The sequence below is a fragment of the Alteromonas sp. OM2203 genome (genome assembly GCF_048517045.1).
Classification (GTDB): domain Bacteria; phylum Pseudomonadota; class Gammaproteobacteria; order Enterobacterales; family Alteromonadaceae; genus Alteromonas; species Alteromonas gracilis.
The window spans coordinates 1,941,769-1,958,973 of the sequence record NZ_CP183209.1 but is presented as its reverse complement, the minus strand read 5'-3'; the positions used below and the strand labels follow the sequence as shown (position 1 = coordinate 1,958,973).

At 44.9% G+C, this 17,205-nt stretch carries 15 protein-coding genes; 6 read left to right on the top strand and 9 right to left on the bottom strand.

Annotated features, from left to right (window positions below):
* Position 1: 1 nt before the first annotated feature.
* Together ACM0P2_RS08745 and ACM0P2_RS08740 are read right to left on the bottom strand one after the other, a co-directional pair.
* Positions 2-1,183, bottom strand: a complete 1,182-nt coding sequence (locus ACM0P2_RS08745; protein WP_159117384.1) for an acetyl-CoA C-acyltransferase — start codon at positions 1,181-1,183, stop codon at positions 2-4.
* A gap of 155 nt (positions 1,184-1,338) precedes the next feature.
* The gene (locus ACM0P2_RS08740) at positions 1,339-3,462 is read right to left on the bottom strand and encodes a 3-hydroxyacyl-CoA dehydrogenase NAD-binding domain-containing protein (protein ID WP_159117383.1); all 2,124 of its coding nucleotides are present in this window, start codon (positions 3,460-3,462) and stop codon (positions 1,339-1,341) included.
* A gap of 245 nt (positions 3,463-3,707) precedes the next feature.
* Here ACM0P2_RS08740 and ACM0P2_RS08735 point away from each other — a divergent pair, with 245 nt between their 5' ends.
* From ACM0P2_RS08735 to ACM0P2_RS08725, 3 genes are all read left to right on the top strand, one after another.
* Positions 3,708-4,622 (top strand): haloalkane dehalogenase, encoded by a 915-nt coding sequence (locus ACM0P2_RS08735; protein ID WP_159117382.1) that lies wholly within the window; start codon positions 3,708-3,710, stop codon positions 4,620-4,622.
* A gap of 46 nt (positions 4,623-4,668) precedes the next feature.
* Positions 4,669-5,433, top strand: coding sequence for an SDR family NAD(P)-dependent oxidoreductase (locus ACM0P2_RS08730; protein WP_159117381.1), 765 nt, complete (start codon positions 4,669-4,671; stop codon positions 5,431-5,433).
* Positions 5,434-5,651: 218 nt separating this feature from the next.
* Positions 5,652-5,927 (top strand): hypothetical protein, encoded by a 276-nt coding sequence (locus tag ACM0P2_RS08725; RefSeq protein WP_159117380.1) that lies wholly within the window; start codon positions 5,652-5,654, stop codon positions 5,925-5,927.
* Between the two features lie 32 nt (positions 5,928-5,959).
* On the opposite strand, the gene ACM0P2_RS08720 is transcribed toward ACM0P2_RS08725, so the two are convergent.
* Positions 5,960-6,091 carry a DUF4870 domain-containing protein gene (locus ACM0P2_RS08720; protein WP_236547031.1) on the bottom strand — a complete coding sequence of 44 codons (132 nt, stop codon included), beginning with the start codon at positions 6,089-6,091 and terminating at the stop codon, positions 5,960-5,962.
* 52 nt (positions 6,092-6,143) lie between these two features.
* Here ACM0P2_RS08720 and ACM0P2_RS08715 point away from each other — a divergent pair, with 52 nt between their 5' ends.
* The 3 genes from ACM0P2_RS08715 (at position 6,144) to ACM0P2_RS08705 (ending at position 11,908) form a co-directional block, all read left to right on the top strand.
* Positions 6,144-7,964: a M2 family metallopeptidase gene (locus tag ACM0P2_RS08715; protein ID WP_159117379.1), complete on the top strand. Its 1,821-nt coding sequence runs from the start codon at positions 6,144-6,146 to the stop codon at positions 7,962-7,964.
* Positions 7,965-8,119: 155 nt separating this feature from the next.
* Positions 8,120-11,074: a ligand-binding sensor domain-containing diguanylate cyclase gene (locus ACM0P2_RS08710; RefSeq protein WP_159117378.1), complete on the top strand. Its 2,955-nt coding sequence runs from the start codon at positions 8,120-8,122 to the stop codon at positions 11,072-11,074.
* Between the two features lie 201 nt (positions 11,075-11,275).
* On the top strand, positions 11,276-11,908 hold the full coding sequence (locus ACM0P2_RS08705) for an SDR family oxidoreductase (protein ID WP_159117377.1): 633 nt from the start codon (positions 11,276-11,278) through the stop codon (positions 11,906-11,908).
* Positions 11,909-12,074: 166 nt separating this feature from the next.
* Here ACM0P2_RS08705 and ACM0P2_RS08700 read toward each other — a convergent pair whose 3' ends face one another.
* The 6 genes from ACM0P2_RS08700 to pabC all read right to left on the bottom strand — a co-directional run bounded on the left by ACM0P2_RS08700 (position 12,075) and on the right by pabC (position 17,117).
* The gene (locus ACM0P2_RS08700; protein WP_159117376.1) at positions 12,075-12,632 is read right to left on the bottom strand and encodes a pyridoxamine 5'-phosphate oxidase family protein; all 558 of its coding nucleotides are present in this window, start codon (positions 12,630-12,632) and stop codon (positions 12,075-12,077) included.
* A gap of 35 nt (positions 12,633-12,667) precedes the next feature.
* The gene (locus ACM0P2_RS08695) at positions 12,668-13,450 is read right to left on the bottom strand and encodes a TatD family hydrolase (protein WP_159117375.1); all 783 of its coding nucleotides are present in this window, start codon (positions 13,448-13,450) and stop codon (positions 12,668-12,670) included.
* A 60-nt stretch (positions 13,451-13,510) separates the two neighbouring features.
* A complete protein-coding gene (gene holB / locus ACM0P2_RS08690) occupies positions 13,511-14,398 on the bottom strand; it encodes a DNA polymerase III subunit delta' (RefSeq protein ID WP_419227588.1) in 888 nt (295 codons plus the stop codon).
* Entirely contained in the window at positions 14,398-15,069 is a 672-nt protein-coding gene (gene tmk / locus ACM0P2_RS08685; protein WP_159117373.1) for a dTMP kinase, read from the bottom strand. The genes holB and tmk overlap by 1 nt, the downstream gene beginning before the upstream one ends.
* A gap of 71 nt (positions 15,070-15,140) precedes the next feature.
* Complete coding sequence (mltG, locus tag ACM0P2_RS08680; RefSeq protein WP_159117372.1) at positions 15,141-16,160, bottom strand: endolytic transglycosylase MltG; 1,020 nt, start codon at positions 16,158-16,160, stop codon at positions 15,141-15,143.
* Between the two features lie 108 nt (positions 16,161-16,268).
* Positions 16,269-17,117 carry an aminodeoxychorismate lyase gene (gene pabC / locus ACM0P2_RS08675; protein ID WP_159117371.1) on the bottom strand — a complete coding sequence of 283 codons (849 nt, stop codon included), beginning with the start codon at positions 17,115-17,117 and terminating at the stop codon, positions 16,269-16,271.
* Between the last annotated feature and the right edge of the window lie 88 nt (positions 17,118-17,205).

Sequence of the window (17,205 nt, the reverse complement as noted above, 5' to 3'; positions counted from 1 at the left end):
CCTATAGAACTTCAAATAAACCAGCAGCGCCCATGCCGCCACCGATACACATGGTACAAACTACATACTTTGCACCGCGTCGTTTACCTTCGATGAGTGCGTGACCCACCATGCGAGCACCGCTCATGCCGTACGGGTGACCAATAGAAATGGCACCGCCGTTTACATTTAATAATTCGTCTGGAATGCCCAACTTATCGCGACAATACAGAACCTGTACTGCGAACGCTTCGTTAAGCTCCCATAGACCAATATCGTCCATGGTTAATCCATGCTGCTTTAATAGCTTAGGAATGGCGAATACTGGGCCAATTCCCATTTCATCTGGCTCACAGCCTGCTACTGCAATACCGCGATAGATACCAAGTGGCTGAGCACTCCCCTTCGCCGCTGACTGCTCATCCATAATAACGGTCGCGCTAGCGCCGTCAGAGAGCTGACTTGCGTTACCTGCGGTAATGCAGCCACCTTCGATAACAGGGTTAAGTGCCTTTAGGCCCTCTAACGTGGTCTCTGGACGATTACCTTCATCTTTTGACAAGGTGACTTCACGCTCTGATGTTTCACCTGTTTCTTTGTTAAATATCGCTTGGACTGCGGTAATTGGCACAATTTCATCATCAAACTTACCCGCTTCCTGCGCCGCTGCGGTTCGCATTTGACTTTGATAACCGTATTCGTCTTGAACGTCGCGGCTAATATTGTAGCGCTTGCCCACAACTTCAGCAGTTTGAAGCATTGGCATGTAGATATCTTTGTGCTTAGCGACAAGCGCAGGGTCTACCGCACGAAACATGTTCATATTCTTGTTTTGCACTAAAGAAATCGAATCTAAGCCACCTGCTACCATAATATTGGTATCGCCAGTGCGGATTGAGTTTGCTGCGGTGGCAATTGCATACATGCCAGAACTGCATTGGCGGTCAAGCGTCATACCCGCCACTGTCACCGGTAAACCACCAGCCAAACCAGCCAAACGACCAATATTCATGCCGCCACTGCCTTGTGTCAGTGCTGCGCCCATCACCACGTCATCGACACTGGCAGGGTCGATGCCCGCACGTGCTACTGCGTTTTGAATAGCGTGCCCACCTAATGACGGTGCGGGTAAGTTGTTTAGGGCACCTTTATAAGCCCGCCCAATTGGCGTTCGTGCTGTACTTACGATAACTGCATCACGCATATTTATATTCCTTTCATTTAGGCTGAGAGTTCAGCCAGAATTTAGCTAGGCTTGTGTACTTTTCACTGGCTGCCTAGCTTTCCCAAGTCTTTATATCTAGTGACGAAAACTTTTACCCGCTCTCGTCGCTAATTTCTTGCTACATCAAGTTACGACTACTTCGCTTGATAGCTTTTAAACGTGCCGCCGTTTTGCGCTAATTTCACTAGCAGATCACTTGGCTCAAGCCACATTTTTCCGTACTCACCCAATTGATCACGATAAGTAGTCAGCTTTTCTAAAATAGTGCCAACCCCTACTTCATCGGCATATTGCATAGGGCCGCCGCGATACACTGGGAAACCATAACCGTAAACGTAAATCACATCGATATCGCTTGATTTAGCCGCAATGCCCTCTTCTAAGATGGCAGCACCCTCGTTTATTAATGAGTACATAACGCGAACGAGAATTTCCTCATCGCTGATGTCTGAGCGCTGCTCAACCCCAAGACGTTCTGCCTCTTGTTTTGCAATTTCTAGTACCTCAGGGTCGGGGATTGGCACTCGACTGCCTGGCTCATAGTTGTAGGTCCCACGTCCGGTTTTAAGACCGTTGCGCCCCTTTTCTACCAAACGATCGGCTACTGCGCCATAAGCAGGATCGTGTGAGATATATTCTTGGCGAGATTGACGCACGTAGTAACCAATATCTAAGCCTGCCATGTCGCCCATGGTGAACGGCCCCATCGGCATGCCAAACTCGGTTAGGACGCGATCAACCTGTTCAGGCGTCGCTCCCTCAAGAAGCAATCTGTTGGCTTCACGACCGTAAGGCTCAATCATGCGGTTACCCACAAAACCGAAGCAAACGCCAACCAACACCGCTACTTTTTTAATGCGTTTAGCCATTTTCATACAAGTCTTAATGACTTCTGCAGATGTCTTCTCTGCTTTTACGACTTCAAGCAGCTTCATTACATTAGCCGGCGAGAAGAAGTGAAGACCAATAACATCTTCTGGGCGCGATGTGGCAGTCGCAATTTCGTCAATATCTAATGTTGACGTATTAGACGCTAAGATGGCGCCGGGCTTACACACTTTGTCAAGCGTCGAAAACACCGTTTTCTTCACTTCCATCTTCTCGAACACGGCTTCAATAACAAGATCAACATCAGCTAAGTCGTCATACGAAGTCGTACCAGACAGGAGCGCCATACGGCTTTCCACTTGTTCTTGAGTTAACTTGCCTTTTTTCGCTGAATTTTCGTAATTCTTTCGAATTAGCGCCAACCCTTTTTCCAGCGCCTCTTCTTTTAATTCAAGCATCGTGACCGGAATGCCAGCATTGGCAAAGTTCATGGCAATACCGCCACCCATGGTACCTGCGCCAATGATGGCGACTTTCTCAATACTGCGTTCAGGGGTGTTTTTATCGAAATCACTTACGTGACCCGCCGCGCGTTCGGCAAAGAAAAAATGCTGCTGAGCACGAGCCTGTGGCGTATTCATGCATTCCATGAAGAGTTTGCCTTCGTTTTTAAGGCCGTCTTCAAACGAAAGTGTGTAGGCACCGCGCACAGCTTCAATACATTTAAGCGGTGCGAAGAATCCTCGCGTTGCTTTTTTAGTTTGTGCAGTAACTGCATCGAAAACCGCCTGCGTTTCGTCAGACATGGTTAACGCAATGTCACTGGTACGCTTTATCGCTTTTTCTGGCGTTAGCGATTGTAGGTAATTTTTTGTATCTTCAAGCAAATGCTCTGGCTTGTCAGAAATTTTATCGAACACACCAGGAAGCTTAACCACCGACGTTGGTTTACCAGTTACAATCATTTCTAAGGATGTTTGAGCGTCAGCTAAGCGTGGAAGTCTCTGCGTACCGCCTGCGCCAGGCAAAATGCCGAGATTAACTTCAGGTAAACCGACTTTGTTGTCGGCAAAGGTGATGCGATGATGACAGGCTAATGCTACCTCTAAACCGCCACCAAATGCAGGCCCAGGGAGGACAGCAACAACCGGCTTAGACGCATTTTCTATCTTGTCTAAAACTTCAGGCAGCATGGGCGATAAATCGCCGCCAGAGAATTCGCTAATATCGGCACCGCCGGAGAAAATAGGTAGTGAAGAAGTAATGACAATAGCGTTTACACTATCATCGCGTAATGCGTTGTCTATACCGCCTATCAACCCTACTCGAAGCGCGCGTGACAGCGCATTCACCGGCGCGCTCTGCATTGTCAGCGTAGCAACACCATGTTGTACTGCATATTCTACGGCTTTATTTTCCATCTCAGTCATAACCATGTCCTGTTTATCACGTTAATTGGATGTTATTGCAGTGTTGTTAATCATCCAAGTTTATTGGTGTTATAGACATTTATCATAATTTTTAATAATCACCGCTAGCCCCTTTGCTGTTTCATTTCTTGATGTAGAGCTTGTCCTACCTTGCTTAAGGTTTATTTGACAGAAAATAAAACCAGTGTTTTTGTTAATTGAGCAACACTTGTTATTACATTTTATTTACAAAAGGATAATTGGCTATGCAAGTGCTTAAAACACCGGAAAGCGCCTTCAACAAAATTACAGACTTTCCCTACTCTCCATGCTTCACTGAAATAACAGACACAGTCAGCAGTGAAATGACAATGGCCCATTATCAATGCGGACCAGAAGATGGACACACAGTCCTTTTAATGCACGGTGAACCTACATGGGCATATTTATACCGTAAAATGATGCCTGTATTGGCCGAAGCGGGATTCAACGTCATAGCACCGGATCTCATTGGTTTTGGGCGTTCAGATAAACCTGTTAGAAAAGAAGATTATTCCTACGCTCGACATCTTATATGGATAAAGGATTGGTTTACGCAGGTTGTGAAAGGGCCTACCACGTTGTTCTGCCAAGACTGGGGAGGATTGTTAGGGCTGCGACTCGTCGCTGACATGCCAGATTACTTTTCGGGTGTAATGGTTTCGAATACCGGATTACCAACCGGTGACCATTCGCCAAGCGAGGCGTTTATTAAATGGCGCCGCTTTTCACAAGATGTGCCGATATTTCCCACTTCAACAGTTATCCAAAATGGGACGACAACAGAATTAGATGAAGCGACACTTGCTGCTTACGACGCTCCCTTCCCTGACGAGCAATACAAAGCAGGGGCGCGGATGTTTCCCCTTCTTGTCCCTACAAGCCCAGACAGTGCAGAAGCACAGGCTAATAAGCAAGCATGGGATAAATTAAAGCAATTCAAAAAACCATTTATAACGGCTTTCGGCGATAGCGACCCCATAACGAAAGGCGGCGATAAATTATTTCAAAAACTTATCCCCGGCTGTAAAGGGATGGCCCATAGGTTAGTAGAAAACGGTGGTCACTTTATTCAGGAAGACCAGGGGGAACTGCTAGCTAACTTGCTTATTCAGTTTATTAAGAAAACCCAACTTAAGTAAGCAGGTTTTCAACAGACACTAAACCATTAACCATTAGGAGATAACCATGGATGCTCTACTCGATTTTTCAGGGCAAGTTGTATTAATTACAGGCGCTGGAAGCGGTTTTGGCCGCTTGTTATCACTCGGCCTTGCCAACCGCGGCGCAAAACTTGTTCTGTCAGATATTAATGAGACTGCACTAGAGGAGACGAAAAAGGACGTAAAAGCCCTCACTGATGTGGTGGTACTAGCGGGTAATATTGCCAGTGAATCACTTAATAAAGACTTAGTTGATAAAGCCATGGAAACCTTTGGCAGGCTGGATATCGCCGTGAATAACGCCGGTATTGCCCATAATCCAGCGCCTATTCACCAAATGACTGAGGAAATCATGGACTCCCAGTTTGCAGTGAATGTTAAGGGCGTTATGTTTGGAATGAAGTATCAAATTCCGGTAATGCTCGCACAAAAACAAGGGCACGTTTTAAATGTGAGTTCACTAGCAGGGTTAGGTGGAGCACCTAAAGGTGGCGCATATGCAGCCGCTAAACATGCGGTATCGGGTATAACGCGAACCGCCGCAGTAGAATACGGCCGCAAAAACGTACGCATTAATGCAATTTGCCCATTCTATAGTCCAACCAACATCCTGAACGTGGATGGTTATAATACCCCTGAGGCACGGGAACAGCTTGGCATGGGCAGCCCAATGAAACGTTTGGGCGAGCCGCAAGAAATCGTAAACACCATGATGCTAATGTTGTCACCAGGCAATAGCTATATGAACGGGCAAACAATAGCCGTAGACGGTGGTGTAACTGCGTGGTGATGCACTTCAAATATCCACAAAAGGCTTATTTAGCTAAATAAAGGTATAATAATGAATACCCTGGTATAACACGTAACGTTTCGATTTCATTCTACTTTAGGTGTAATGACTTTGAACAAACAAAGCCGACGAATGAGGTGGGTGCAACCGCCTCTTACGTCGAACCAGTCTTAGACAAGATGTAAGCCACGCTAATTGATTTTTAAGAGAAACGTGTTATGAAAACGCTGAGTAAATACATGCTTTTATCAATCGCGCTTAGTTCAATTGCATCCTCACCCTCTTTTGCCCTAGAGAATGAGGCATCATTTTCGATGATTCAAGCAAAGGAAATCTCGTCTAACCAAAACGTTAAAAAGCAACGCCTGAATAAGTCATTGGCGCTTAATGCTGTTAAACGCAGTATTTTTCCAGTGCCTCAAAGTAAAAAGCAGCCAAGCGGCCTTTTCTTAATTCATAGCGTTTTGCCCAACAACAGTTCAAAAGCTAACTAGCAACTATTCGACATTTAGCTGGGCTGACCGAGCTATCGCTTGATAAATTCAATGCTTAGTGGATAAACCCACAATTCACCTTTGTTAGCTTTTACCGCCGCCACGATGGCGAAGTTCAAATTTGTTTTACAAAAGCCACGTAGCGTTACACAATGCTTTCGCATGTCTATGTGAACGTTGATTCACGTTAAAAATAAAACAATTAAAGGACAAAGTATGCTCAATCATAAACGCACTCTGATAGCGGCTGTGGTCAGTCTATCACTTATAGGATGTGGCGAAAGTACTACACAGACAGAAATCAACCCCGAACTCACCGCACAAGATGCAAAACAGTTCTTGCAACAAGCACAAGACGATGTTGCAAAAATGCAGGTTCCGGCTGCGCACGCAGAGTGGAGCTATGCCACTAATATCAACTTCGATACTGCTGCAGTCAGCGCCTACTTTAATGAAGTGCTTTCAACGAAAGTCGCTAAGTTAGCTAAAGAGGCGGCGAAGTTTAATGATGTAGACGTTGATGCTGATACCCGCAGGCAGCTTGAACTGCTAAAAAACAGCTTAACTATGCCGCCGCCAGCCGATACAAAAAAAGCAGAACGTTTAGCAAAAATAGGCTCTGAACTTAGTGCCATGTATGGTTCGGGCGAATATTGTAGCAATGACGGTTCTTGCAAAAGCTTAGTAGAAATGAGCAGTGAAATGGCGACCCTGCGCGACGCCGATAAACTATTAGAGTATTGGGCGGGCTGGCGTGAGGTATCAAAACCAATGGCGCCACTTTATGCCGAACAAGTGTCGCTTGCTAACGAAGGTGCAGCAGAACTAGGATTTGAAAACGTAAGTGCGTTGTGGCGTGGCAAATACGATATGCCTGCTGATGAATTTCCAAAAGAATTAGATCGTTTATGGACCCAAGTTGAACCTTTCTACGAGTCACTTCATTGTCATGTTCGAGCGAAGCTTGGTGAACATTATGGTGAAGACCTTGTGCCGCAAGACAAGCCTATTCCGGCGCATTTATTGGGAAATATGTGGGCGCAGAGCTGGGGCAATATTTACGATATCGTTAAACCTCAACAAGAAATGCAAGTGCCAGATGTTACCGGTGCTTTGGCTGCACAAGGCTATGACGAAATTGCTATGGTGAAACAGGCTGAGTCGTTTTTCTCGTCCCTTGGTTTTGAAGAACTGCCAGATACGTTCTGGGAACGTTCTATGTTTCAAAAGCCCGAAGGCCGTGACGTACAATGCCATGCTTCAGCTTGGGACCTAGATGACAAAGACGATCTTCGTATTAAGATGTGTATCCAGAAGACTGGCGAAGAGTTCAACGTTATTCATCACGAACTGGGACACAACTATTACCAGCGTGCTTATAAGGATCAACCTTTACTCTATCGCGGTTCGGCGAACGACGGCTTCCACGAAGCCATCGGTGACACTATCGCCCTGTCTATTACGCCTAAATATCTTAAGCAAATCGACTTAATTGACGAGATTCCAGACGCGTCTAACGATATCGGTATGCTAATGCAGGTTGCACTAGACAAGATAGCCTTTATTCCTTTTGGTTTGATGGTTGACCAATGGCGCTGGAAAGTCATGTCTGGTGAGGTGACCCCAGAGCAATACAATCAGCTATGGTGGGAACTAAGAGAAAAGTATCAAGGCGTAATGGCTCCTAATGAGCGCAGCGCCGATGCGTTTGACCCTGGTGCAAAGTATCACGTTCCTGCCAATGTTCCTTACACACGCTACTTTTTAGCGCATATCCTTCAATTCCAATTCCACAAGGCGTTGTGTGATATCGCAGGTGACGAAGGCCCGCTAAATCGCTGCTCTATTTACGGCAGTAAAGAGGCCGGTAAAGCACTGAACGAGATGTTGGAAATGGGCATGAGCCAGCCTTGGCAAAATGCATTAGAGACATTGACAGGCTCACCGCAAATGGATGCCAGCACCATTGCAGACTATTTTGCACCACTAAAGGCATGGCTTGATGAGCAAAACGCCTCTCGCCAATGTGGCTGGTAAATGATCCGCTAAAAAGAGCAAGATAAAACGCTCAATGTAAGTGATAAAGCCTCGACTATTCGAGGCTTTTTTGTTCAAATTAAACTTTTGTCCCATTGTAAGTTTGCGGTAAAAGCGTACCGTTTACGCCACTATAGCGTTAAATTTATTTAAGTATGAAAGGCCTATTTACTCACTTGCTTATTACTATCAGTATTTTTCTTAGCCTTGCACTTAATGCTCAAGCTAAAATTGATGCGCCCGCCTTTCAATCTTTCAATAAAGAGAGTGGGATTGCTCACGTCTCCATTGCTGACATTGCAGAAGACAAATACGGCTTTCTTTGGCTCGCATCACAGTCTGGCATTGATAAGTTCGACGGCTATACTTTTTCTAATTTTGGTATGTGGGGTGAAGACAAAGCCTCAGGTTTACAGACTCTCCTAGCACTACAGATAGAAGCGAGTAAGGATGGCCAATATATGTGGATCGGCACATTTAGTGGTTTAAGCCGCCTTAATGTAGATACCGAAATGTTTGAACACTATACGCTTCCAACGTCGTCTTCACTTACTAAACACGTTATTAACCGTATCAAAAGAACTGAAGATGGAAAACTCTGGATTATTTCAGAACGTGACCTTTATACATACAATGAAGAAACGGACAGTGTAGAACTTGTAAGCTATCTAGCAGATACGACTAGCACGCTTACTGATGTTGCACTTTTAGGTAAAACCCTTTACGTAGCATCTACCGCTGGCCTTTTCAAATTTGACCCTATTAAGAAGAAATTAGAGTCAGCCGCGACGGATAAAATCAACATAACAAGGTTGGCCGTAGCCGAGCGCTCAACGCTGTTTTTGGGCACAGCCACTCGTGGCGTCTGTCTTTATAACCCAAGTCGTAAAAGCGAGAAGATTACGGCTCAGTGTACTTCGGAAGTGCATGGGTTGTCTGACAATTATGTGACAGACATTATGCTTAGCGCTAAGGGCGACGTTTGGGTTGGCACTGAAAGTGGACTCAATCTATTGACCTCTTTTAGCACCTACACGGTAGTGGAAATTCCAATGTCAGAAAAAGAGGCTGGCAATGAGCGAGTCTCAAGTATTTTTCAAGGTCGAACAGGCCTAGTTGTCGTGGGAACCAAAGACGATGGTTTTGCCATCGGTAATCCGGGGTTAAGCCACTTTCAGTCAACAGAAGTAGGTGACGGACGAATCATCGGGTCCATGACAAGTTATAAGGACAATAAAGTCTGGATTACCAATGAGAAGGGGCTGTGGCTTTTCGACACCGTTGAAAACAGCTATGAAGGCCCCTTCACATCAAGCGATGCTAGAGAAAATGACGATATATCGAGCGATAAGCTCCTGGGTCTCGTTTATGATGATAAGAGAGACGACCTTTGGGTCGCTACCCGCTCTGGGCTTGCAAAACTTAATAAGCAAACCAATCAGTTAGATATTGTAGCTATGCAAGGTAAAGCTGGATACAGTGTTAACGTAGATGCAGAGGGTGATATTTGGTTCGGCGGCTACAGTGATGGTGTATTCGTTTTTCGGCCATCCGAAAGAAGAATAATAAAGCAGTGGCCCTTGTCATTAACCACCCGAATTTTGATGGAAGATAAAGAAAGCGCATGGCTCAGTACGGTTTCTGGACTGCACCTTGCCAACAAACTTACCGGGGAAATAGCCAGCGTTAGCCAATATACTGACAAAATTACTGATAAAACCGTTGTTACTTGGATCTCTCGCTCGAAACGCGGTGGCTACTGGGTAGGCACTCAGGCGGCAGGCTTATTTTTCATCACCAAAGACGGCAATGATTTATCCTCCATCAAGGTCACACAATTGAAGCGAGAGAGCAGGTTAAGCAATATTTCGATCGGCGCAATAATAGAAGACGATGAGTATGGGTTATGGATATCAACGATCGAGGGCATAACTTATATCGCGCCAAACCTTTCTTCCCTCTCCTACTATGGCGCTGAGCATGGCGTATTGACAACGGGTTATTACATTGGCTCAGTGGCTCTGACACGAAATAACACCATTCTTTTTGGCGGCGCAGAGGGGCTTACACTTTTTAATCCATTAAATGTGGTAAGTACAAAATGGGATCCAAGTATCCATCTTACAAAAATAGAGGTAGTAAGTAAGGAGCAAGAGAGCGGTAAGACGTTTCAGCAAAAAGTAAGCTTAGGTAGTACTGTGAGTCTTAACCACAATGACATTGCACTATCTATTGAATTTGCAGCGTTGAATTACATCAATGCGAATGAACTCCGCTATGCTTACAAACTAGCCGACTTTGAAAACAGTTGGCGCTTTACCGACGCCAAAAATCGCGCAGCGACTTATACAAATCTAGATCCGGGTCGATACCGATTTACGGTAAAAGCCATTAATAAAGAGAATGAATGGAGCAGTAACGAAGCGCAAATTGAGGTTATTGTTGTACCGCCGTGGTGGGATAAACCGATATGGCGAACGGTATTCCTGCTCACCATTATTTTACTCTTGTCCTCTGCCGTCTGGTTCAGAATTAGGACATTAAAAAAACGCTCGGCCGAACTCGCGCTAAAGGTGGAAGAAAAAACAAAAGACTTAGAGGCAGCGGTTGAAAAGCTTACCCTACTCTCTACTCAGGATACGCTGACCGGCCTGAAAAATCGCCGTTACTTTTCGCAGCGCGCAAGTGCTCAATGGCATGAATACAAACGACACAACCGCACGTTCTCTCTACTCATTATTGATATCGACCATTTCAAGCGCATCAACGATAACTACGGTCATCAAGCTGGAGATATCGTACTAACGAAGGTGGCGCGAATTCTCGAAGATAACCTTCGTGAGAGCGATGTAATCTCTAGATGGGGCGGTGAAGAGTTTCTGATATTACTTCCCTCTTTAAGTCTAAAGGAAGCCTACTGGGTTGCTGAAAAATTACGTAAATGTATAGCCGAGACAAGTATTGCTATTTCTGATAATAAAATCAACGTGTCTATTACGTGCGGCGTCGCTGATATTACCGACTACGAAAGTATTGAAGCCTGTATTTACGCGGTTGATAAAAAACTATACCGAGGTAAAGAATCTGGACGAAATGCTGTAATCAAATAAGCGCTAACGTCAACTAGCACTCTACCGCGGGCAAAACACAGCCCTCCTATTTTCATTTTTCTATGGCAAGGCTGATGTCGTCAATCTCTTCATCATGCATTTAACCGCTCTTTTTGATCGCTTTACGCATGTGACCACTATCCATCTTTGAATTCATATTTAATAACGATTCGCTTATAGAATTTAAAGGAGTATCAAATAATGGCTAATGTATTAGTAATCGGCGCATCAGGACAAATAGGTAAACAGGCAACCGTAAAATTATTAGATGCGGGGCATAAAGTACTAGCCCCAGTAAGAAGCCCTGATAAATTATCAGATATAGAAAATGATAGTCTCACTGTTGTTGAGCAAAATTTGGAAGACGATTTTTCAGCGCATTTTGACGGTGCCGACGTTGTTGTATTTACCGCTGGGTCTGGCGGAAACACGGGCGCAGAGAAGACTATCATGATAGACCTGTGGGCGGCACGTAACGCAGTTAACTATGCCAAGGATGCAGGTACACCTAAATTTGTAATGATAAGTTCAATTGGTGCGGGTGATCCAGATGCGGTTTCTTCGGAAATTAAGCCCTATTTAGTCGCTAAACACATGGCAGACGAGCACTTAATTAATAGCGGTTTGCATCACGTTATTTTACGTCCTGGCACGCTATTGAATGAACCTGGAACACACCTGGTTCGCACCGATATGCCTGATAATAAAGACGATGCCGTTATTCCAAGGGAGGACGTTGCTACCGCCATTGTAGAAAGTGTTGCAAGAGAGAGTAGTGATAACATCATCACCTATTTATTTAAAGGTGATACGCCCATTTCTCAGGTTTTCTAGGCTAGCGAAAGTAACTCGCTTGGCTAAAGCTTATTAAGCGTTAGGATGAGCGGCCTTCTTGTATTATCTAAAGACAAATATAAGAGGGTCGCTTTTTTTGTTTATTCTATCTGTTTTAATACGAGGTTTGATCACAAATAATTAAGTGTGTTAGCCCATTGAAACATTATGGTATCAGCGATTGGCTAACCCAATTTCCATTCTCGTCTTTTTCATGCCACTCACGATTTTGTGGGTTTCCTCGCAAGTTTAAATAATCTACATTTTGTATAGCGAGCAATATGGTACAGAAATGTGAAGGAACCTGCTTAAAGTCCCCTTCAATATGAAGCGCAGAACCATCATTTCGAGGGGTACCCGGCTCTCCCCAAAAGAACTGTTTTTTTCCCGCATCAGATAGCTTGTCCCACTGCTGTTTTACCAAATCATAATTATCATCAGCGGTCATCACTGTCGCATTACATGAAAAACGATACTGCTCTCTGGTCTTCGAAAAATACCAGCACACTTGAGCGTTAGCGTTTTGAGAAAGCTGGTCAAATTTCTCGGAACGAGTATCTGAGATAACAACTAATTGGTCATCGTTTGTTATCCCTCGAAACACCACGGTTCGACAAAAAGGCGCACCGCTTTCCCCCACGGTAGCCAATTGAAAATATCGACTTTCGGGCATACTTCGGGTTTGGTGCAAACTTTTCGTTAATCCTTGTCGCCACTGGGGCATGATTACCTCCGATTGCTTGTCGTTAACCGTACGCGTTAGGCCACTTTTTGTTTGCTGGCAAGAGAAAACAAAGTATAAAAATTACGCGTAGTTATCTTTGCTAATTCTTCCACCGATACGCCTTTAAGTTCTGCAATAAACTCAGCAACTTCTACTACGTAACCCGGCTGGTTTTGCTTGCCTCTATAAGGGACAGGAGCGAGCCAAGGAGAGTCAGTTTCAATCAATAACCGCTCTAAAGGGATCGCGCTTACTACGTCTCGTAATTCAGCAGCAGAATTGAAGGTCACAATACCAGAGATAGAAATATAAAAATCCATGTCGATGGCTGCTTGTGCCATTTCCAGCGACTCTGTAAAGCAATGTAATACGCCTCTCGTATGTGGCGCCTTATGCTCTTTCAGCAAATTAATGGTATCTTCCCGCGCATCTCGGGTATGGATAATTAGCGGCTTATTGGTTTCATTCGCCACTTTGATATGATCCACAAATGATGTCAGCTGTACATCTTTGCTTTCTGGGCTGTAAAAATAATCCAACCCGGTTTCACCTATAGCGACAACCTCTTTACGTTTTGCTTTTTCCAAAAGCACTTCATAAGTGCATGCCTCGTCTTGGTGTAATGGATGAACACCACAAGACACAGAAACATCATCAAAACCACTTACCGCTTCCAACATGCTGTCATAATCGCCTACCGACACACAGACGCACAAGAAGTGCTCAACACCACGGGCTCTCGCAAAGTTAAGCGTTTCTGCCAGTTCTTGCGGGCTTTGCTTTAATCGGTCTAAATGACAATGAGAATCTACGAACAAACTACACCTATATTTTTGTAGTTAATACCCACAACATAAGATGGTTTCTTATATTGTTTATTAACGTTGAAATTGTTTGAGTAACCCAAAAAGCACCATGGACTTGTTGACACCTGCATGCTGAAGCGTTTTGACGGCCTCAACACAGGTTTTGTAACGATTAAAGTCAACAACTTGCTGGCGCTGCATATAGTCATCATGAGCTATTTGCTGACACCACAATGCAACTTGTTGAGCATTGTCCTGCCACTTACTCGCCAGCGTTTGTGCCTGCAAGTTGGCATCACCGGCTAGCAGCGCCTGGATACCATCGCTGAAATTGCGGTAGCTAAAATCATTATCGCCTGATAATGCTTCTTCCACGCGCAACGGGGCATAGCCATAGGCGGCAAGTAATGCTTCGCTTGCATCTTTTACGCCTTTGGCTTGCAAGTAGTTCAAACTCTCTGATACTGACGGCAGTGGCAATAATTGCCTCTCACAACGGCTTAGTATTGTAGGCATAAGCTTGTTAATATTGTCAGTTATCAAGAGCAAGAATGTGTTATTTGTGGGCTCTTCCAAAGTTTTCAACAGCGCATTAGCTGCCGCCTCAGTCATAGAGCCAGCGCTCGGGATAAGCAACACCTTGTTGCCTCCCATTTGCGCCGTTCCTGAGAGCTTGGCAATACCTTCGCGAATTTTATCCACGCCGAGTTGCTTCTCACTTTCAAGGATGTGGAAGTCAGGATGATTGCCAGCTTGTCTTAGCTGACAGCTCTGGCACTGCTCACACGGGCCGTCTGCACCTGGGCGCTTGCACAGCAGTGCGTTGGCAAGCCCAATAGCAAGACGGTGCTTACCGATGCCCTCTGGCCCAGTTAAAAGCAATCCATGATGCAGCTTTTTAGCCAGATATCGAGAGAGTAAGGTGGCATAGGTTGCAGTGAACCAAGGCAACATCTGCATTAACCGTCTCCTAACACAGATGTATTTCGCTGGCTGACATCGCCGCTGCATTCGCTAGTTATATAGTGATGAATAACTGCAATAACGTCTTGATGAACCTTGTCCATAGACTGCATAGCACTCACTACTACTATACTTTCATCTTGGTCTGCTAATTCGAGATATTTAGCGCGGGTACGCTCAAAGAACGCTAAACCAGCTTGCTCTATACGGTCTAGCTCGCCACGCCCACGAGCACGTTCTAGGCCCACTGCAGGGTCAACGTCTAGGTACAAAGTCAGGTCTGGCTTGAAACCTTTTAACGCGATGTCGCTTATCGCCGTCATCGTTTTTTCGCTAACACCACGACCGCCGCCCTGATAAGCTTGAGACGATAAATCGTGCCTATCTCCCACTACCCACGCCCCCGTATCGAGGGACGGCAAAATTTTATTCGTAAGCAGTTGAACCCGGGCAGCGTACATTAAAAGCAGCTCCGTCTCTTCACTTACCGTTTCATGCCAATCATGCTTCACACATTCGCGAATGGCTTCGGCCATTGGTGTACCGCCAGGCTCTCGAGTTTGTTCCACGCGCTTTCCGGCTTTTTTTAACGCCTCAACAATCAACCCGATTACAGAGCTTTTACCTGCCCCTTCAAGGCCCTCTACTACAATAAACTTTCCGCGCATGACGTTTTAAACTCTATTTATTTTTCAGTGTTTCGCGATAGATAATGAACGCATTGGTCAATTTCACTGCGTTATCTTTTAAGCTGATATTTTCGCACAGCAGCGTTGTGTTCTTCTAGTGTTGTGGAAAATTGATGACTTCCATCTCCTTTTGCCACAAAGTACAGCGCATCAGTTGATAAGGGATGCAGCGCAGCATGAATAGCAGCTTTTCCGGCCATGGCAATCGGCGTTGGCGGTAACCCTTTAATAACATAGGTATTATAGGGTGTAGCGGCACGCAGGTGCTTGCGCGTAATATTTCCGTCGAACGTAGGTCCAATACCGTAAATTACGGTGGGATCTGTTTGCAGACGCATATTTCTATTAAGCCTGTTAATAAATACGCCTGCTATCATATCCCGCTCTGACGGCACTGCAGTCTCTTTTTCAATAATACTCGCCAAAATGAGCGCTTCATATGGGGATTGCAACGGCAAATCAACAGCGCGCTGTTCCCATTCGCTAGTCACATAATCGACCAGTGCACCATGAGCCCGCTTCAAAATTTGGCTAGCCTTGATACCTTTCGTGAAAAAGTAGGTATCGGCTAAATAAACGCCTTCAGTGTGTTCAACGTTTTCACAACACCACTTTACGTCATTATCATTGGTTATCTCTCGTAACGTAGCATCAGTAATATCAAATTCTAGCTGATTGTTTTGTCTCAACGTATCAAGCCACTGGGAGAGCGTTAGGCCCTCAACTAAACTTACTGCAAACAAATGCTCATCACCCTCGGTAAAAAGGGTAAAGGCATCAACGAGGGATTGACCGGGCCGCAACATATAAGAGCCTGATTTAACCAACGTGTTACCTGCAAAAAGCTTTAGCCAAACCTTAGCCACAAACGGGGATACCTCACTCAAACCTTCATTACGCAACAGCTTTACCGTTCGATAGGCATTGCTTCCGCGCTCAATAGTAATGAGGGTTTCTTTTTGCAGCTTTAAGGGCGTAGTCACCTTCGAAGATACAAACATAACGCCCGATACAGCCCCGATGACAACCAGTAAGCCAAGGGTTAAAAGGAGAATTACTAAGCGCTTCATTCTTACCGCTCTCCTAAATTCACAGGTTTTAATTCCATTTTAAGCTCTCGCTTTTTATGCTTATCATTATTTTGAGTTTGTCGGCGTACCCTGCGCGAGTGCTTTGGGTTAGCGCTTTCCATCATTCAGTCGCTGCTGTAATGCTTCAATTGCCTTGTTCTTCACGTCAAAACTAACCATTGAAAAATCGGGCATTCGAAGTTCCTTCACGGGTATTACACCCATTAAAGCATTCGTCATCACGACAGCGCTGGCGCTTTGTAAATGAGAAAGCTGATACTCTCCCACATGTAATTCATTATTATCATTTAGCAATGAATCGATAAGATATTGCCTCACCACGCCATTAACTCCACTCCCTTTCAGTGAAGGGGTGTACCAGGCATTGTTATAGAAAAAAAACAGATTGCCCGCGCTTGCTTCAATCACATTGTCTTGAGTGTCACATACGATAGCGTCGTCTGCGCCTGCCTCATTCACTTCATGTTTAATCAGGACCTGTTCTAATCTATTCATATGCTTCACGCCCGCGAGCAGCGGTTGAATGGCTAACCGAGTTTGAGCACATATAACAGATAAACCTTTCCGAGACATATTGTCATAATAACTGGGAAAAGGATGCTGACTAAATCTGACCTGAACCACACTGTCTTCGCTTCGCGCATACCCTCTGCCCGTCTGTCCACCTGAAATGTGCACTTTTAAGACGTATTTAGATTCCAAATCGTTACGTGACGATGTGGCGATATGATCTATATGCTCAGAAATAGCGACGTCCAGGGCTTTGATATCAATATCAAGTTTAATTGCTGCGGCGTCGTGCTTTAACCTGGATAAATGATAAGGCTTTAGCTGTGCTTTATTGCGATGGACCAACAATGTGGTAAACACACCGTCTCCGTAATTAAATGCCCGGTCACTGGGTGAAATAGGCGTAGCATTTGGAATAATTATCAATGCTTGGTCTTACTTGCTGATTTACTGATTAGAAGGAGTATACCAAGTTGCGTTGGTCAAACAACTCATAGCGCTACTCAGCATAGGC

Coding starts and splice junctions, on each gene's coding strand:
- tmk (WP_159117373.1), bottom strand. CDS start 15,069: ATGCGCGGAAAGTTTATTGTAGTAGAGGGCCTTGAAGGGGCAGGTAAA.
- ACM0P2_RS08725 (WP_159117380.1), top strand. CDS start 5,652: ATGAAAACGCTGAGTAAATACATGCTTTTATCAATCGCGCTTAGTTCA.
- mltG (WP_159117372.1), bottom strand. CDS start 16,160: ATGAAGCGCTTAGTAATTCTCCTTTTAACCCTTGGCTTACTGGTTGTC.
- ACM0P2_RS08720 (WP_236547031.1), bottom strand. CDS start 6,091: ATGCGAAAGCATTGTGTAACGCTACGTGGCTTTTGTAAAACAAATTTG.
- ACM0P2_RS08710 (WP_159117378.1), top strand. CDS start 8,120: ATGAAAGGCCTATTTACTCACTTGCTTATTACTATCAGTATTTTTCTT.
- ACM0P2_RS08715 (WP_159117379.1), top strand. CDS start 6,144: ATGCTCAATCATAAACGCACTCTGATAGCGGCTGTGGTCAGTCTATCA.
- ACM0P2_RS08740 (WP_159117383.1), bottom strand. CDS start 3,462: ATGACTGAGATGGAAAATAAAGCCGTAGAATATGCAGTACAACATGGT.
- holB (WP_419227588.1), bottom strand. CDS start 14,398: ATGCAGATGTTGCCTTGGTTCACTGCAACCTATGCCACCTTACTCTCT.
- ACM0P2_RS08705 (WP_159117377.1), top strand. CDS start 11,276: ATGGCTAATGTATTAGTAATCGGCGCATCAGGACAAATAGGTAAACAG.
- ACM0P2_RS08735 (WP_159117382.1), top strand. CDS start 3,708: ATGCAAGTGCTTAAAACACCGGAAAGCGCCTTCAACAAAATTACAGAC.
- ACM0P2_RS08745 (WP_159117384.1), bottom strand. CDS start 1,183: ATGCGTGATGCAGTTATCGTAAGTACAGCACGAACGCCAATTGGGCGG.
- ACM0P2_RS08700 (WP_159117376.1), bottom strand. CDS start 12,632: ATGCCCCAGTGGCGACAAGGATTAACGAAAAGTTTGCACCAAACCCGA.
- ACM0P2_RS08730 (WP_159117381.1), top strand. CDS start 4,669: ATGGATGCTCTACTCGATTTTTCAGGGCAAGTTGTATTAATTACAGGC.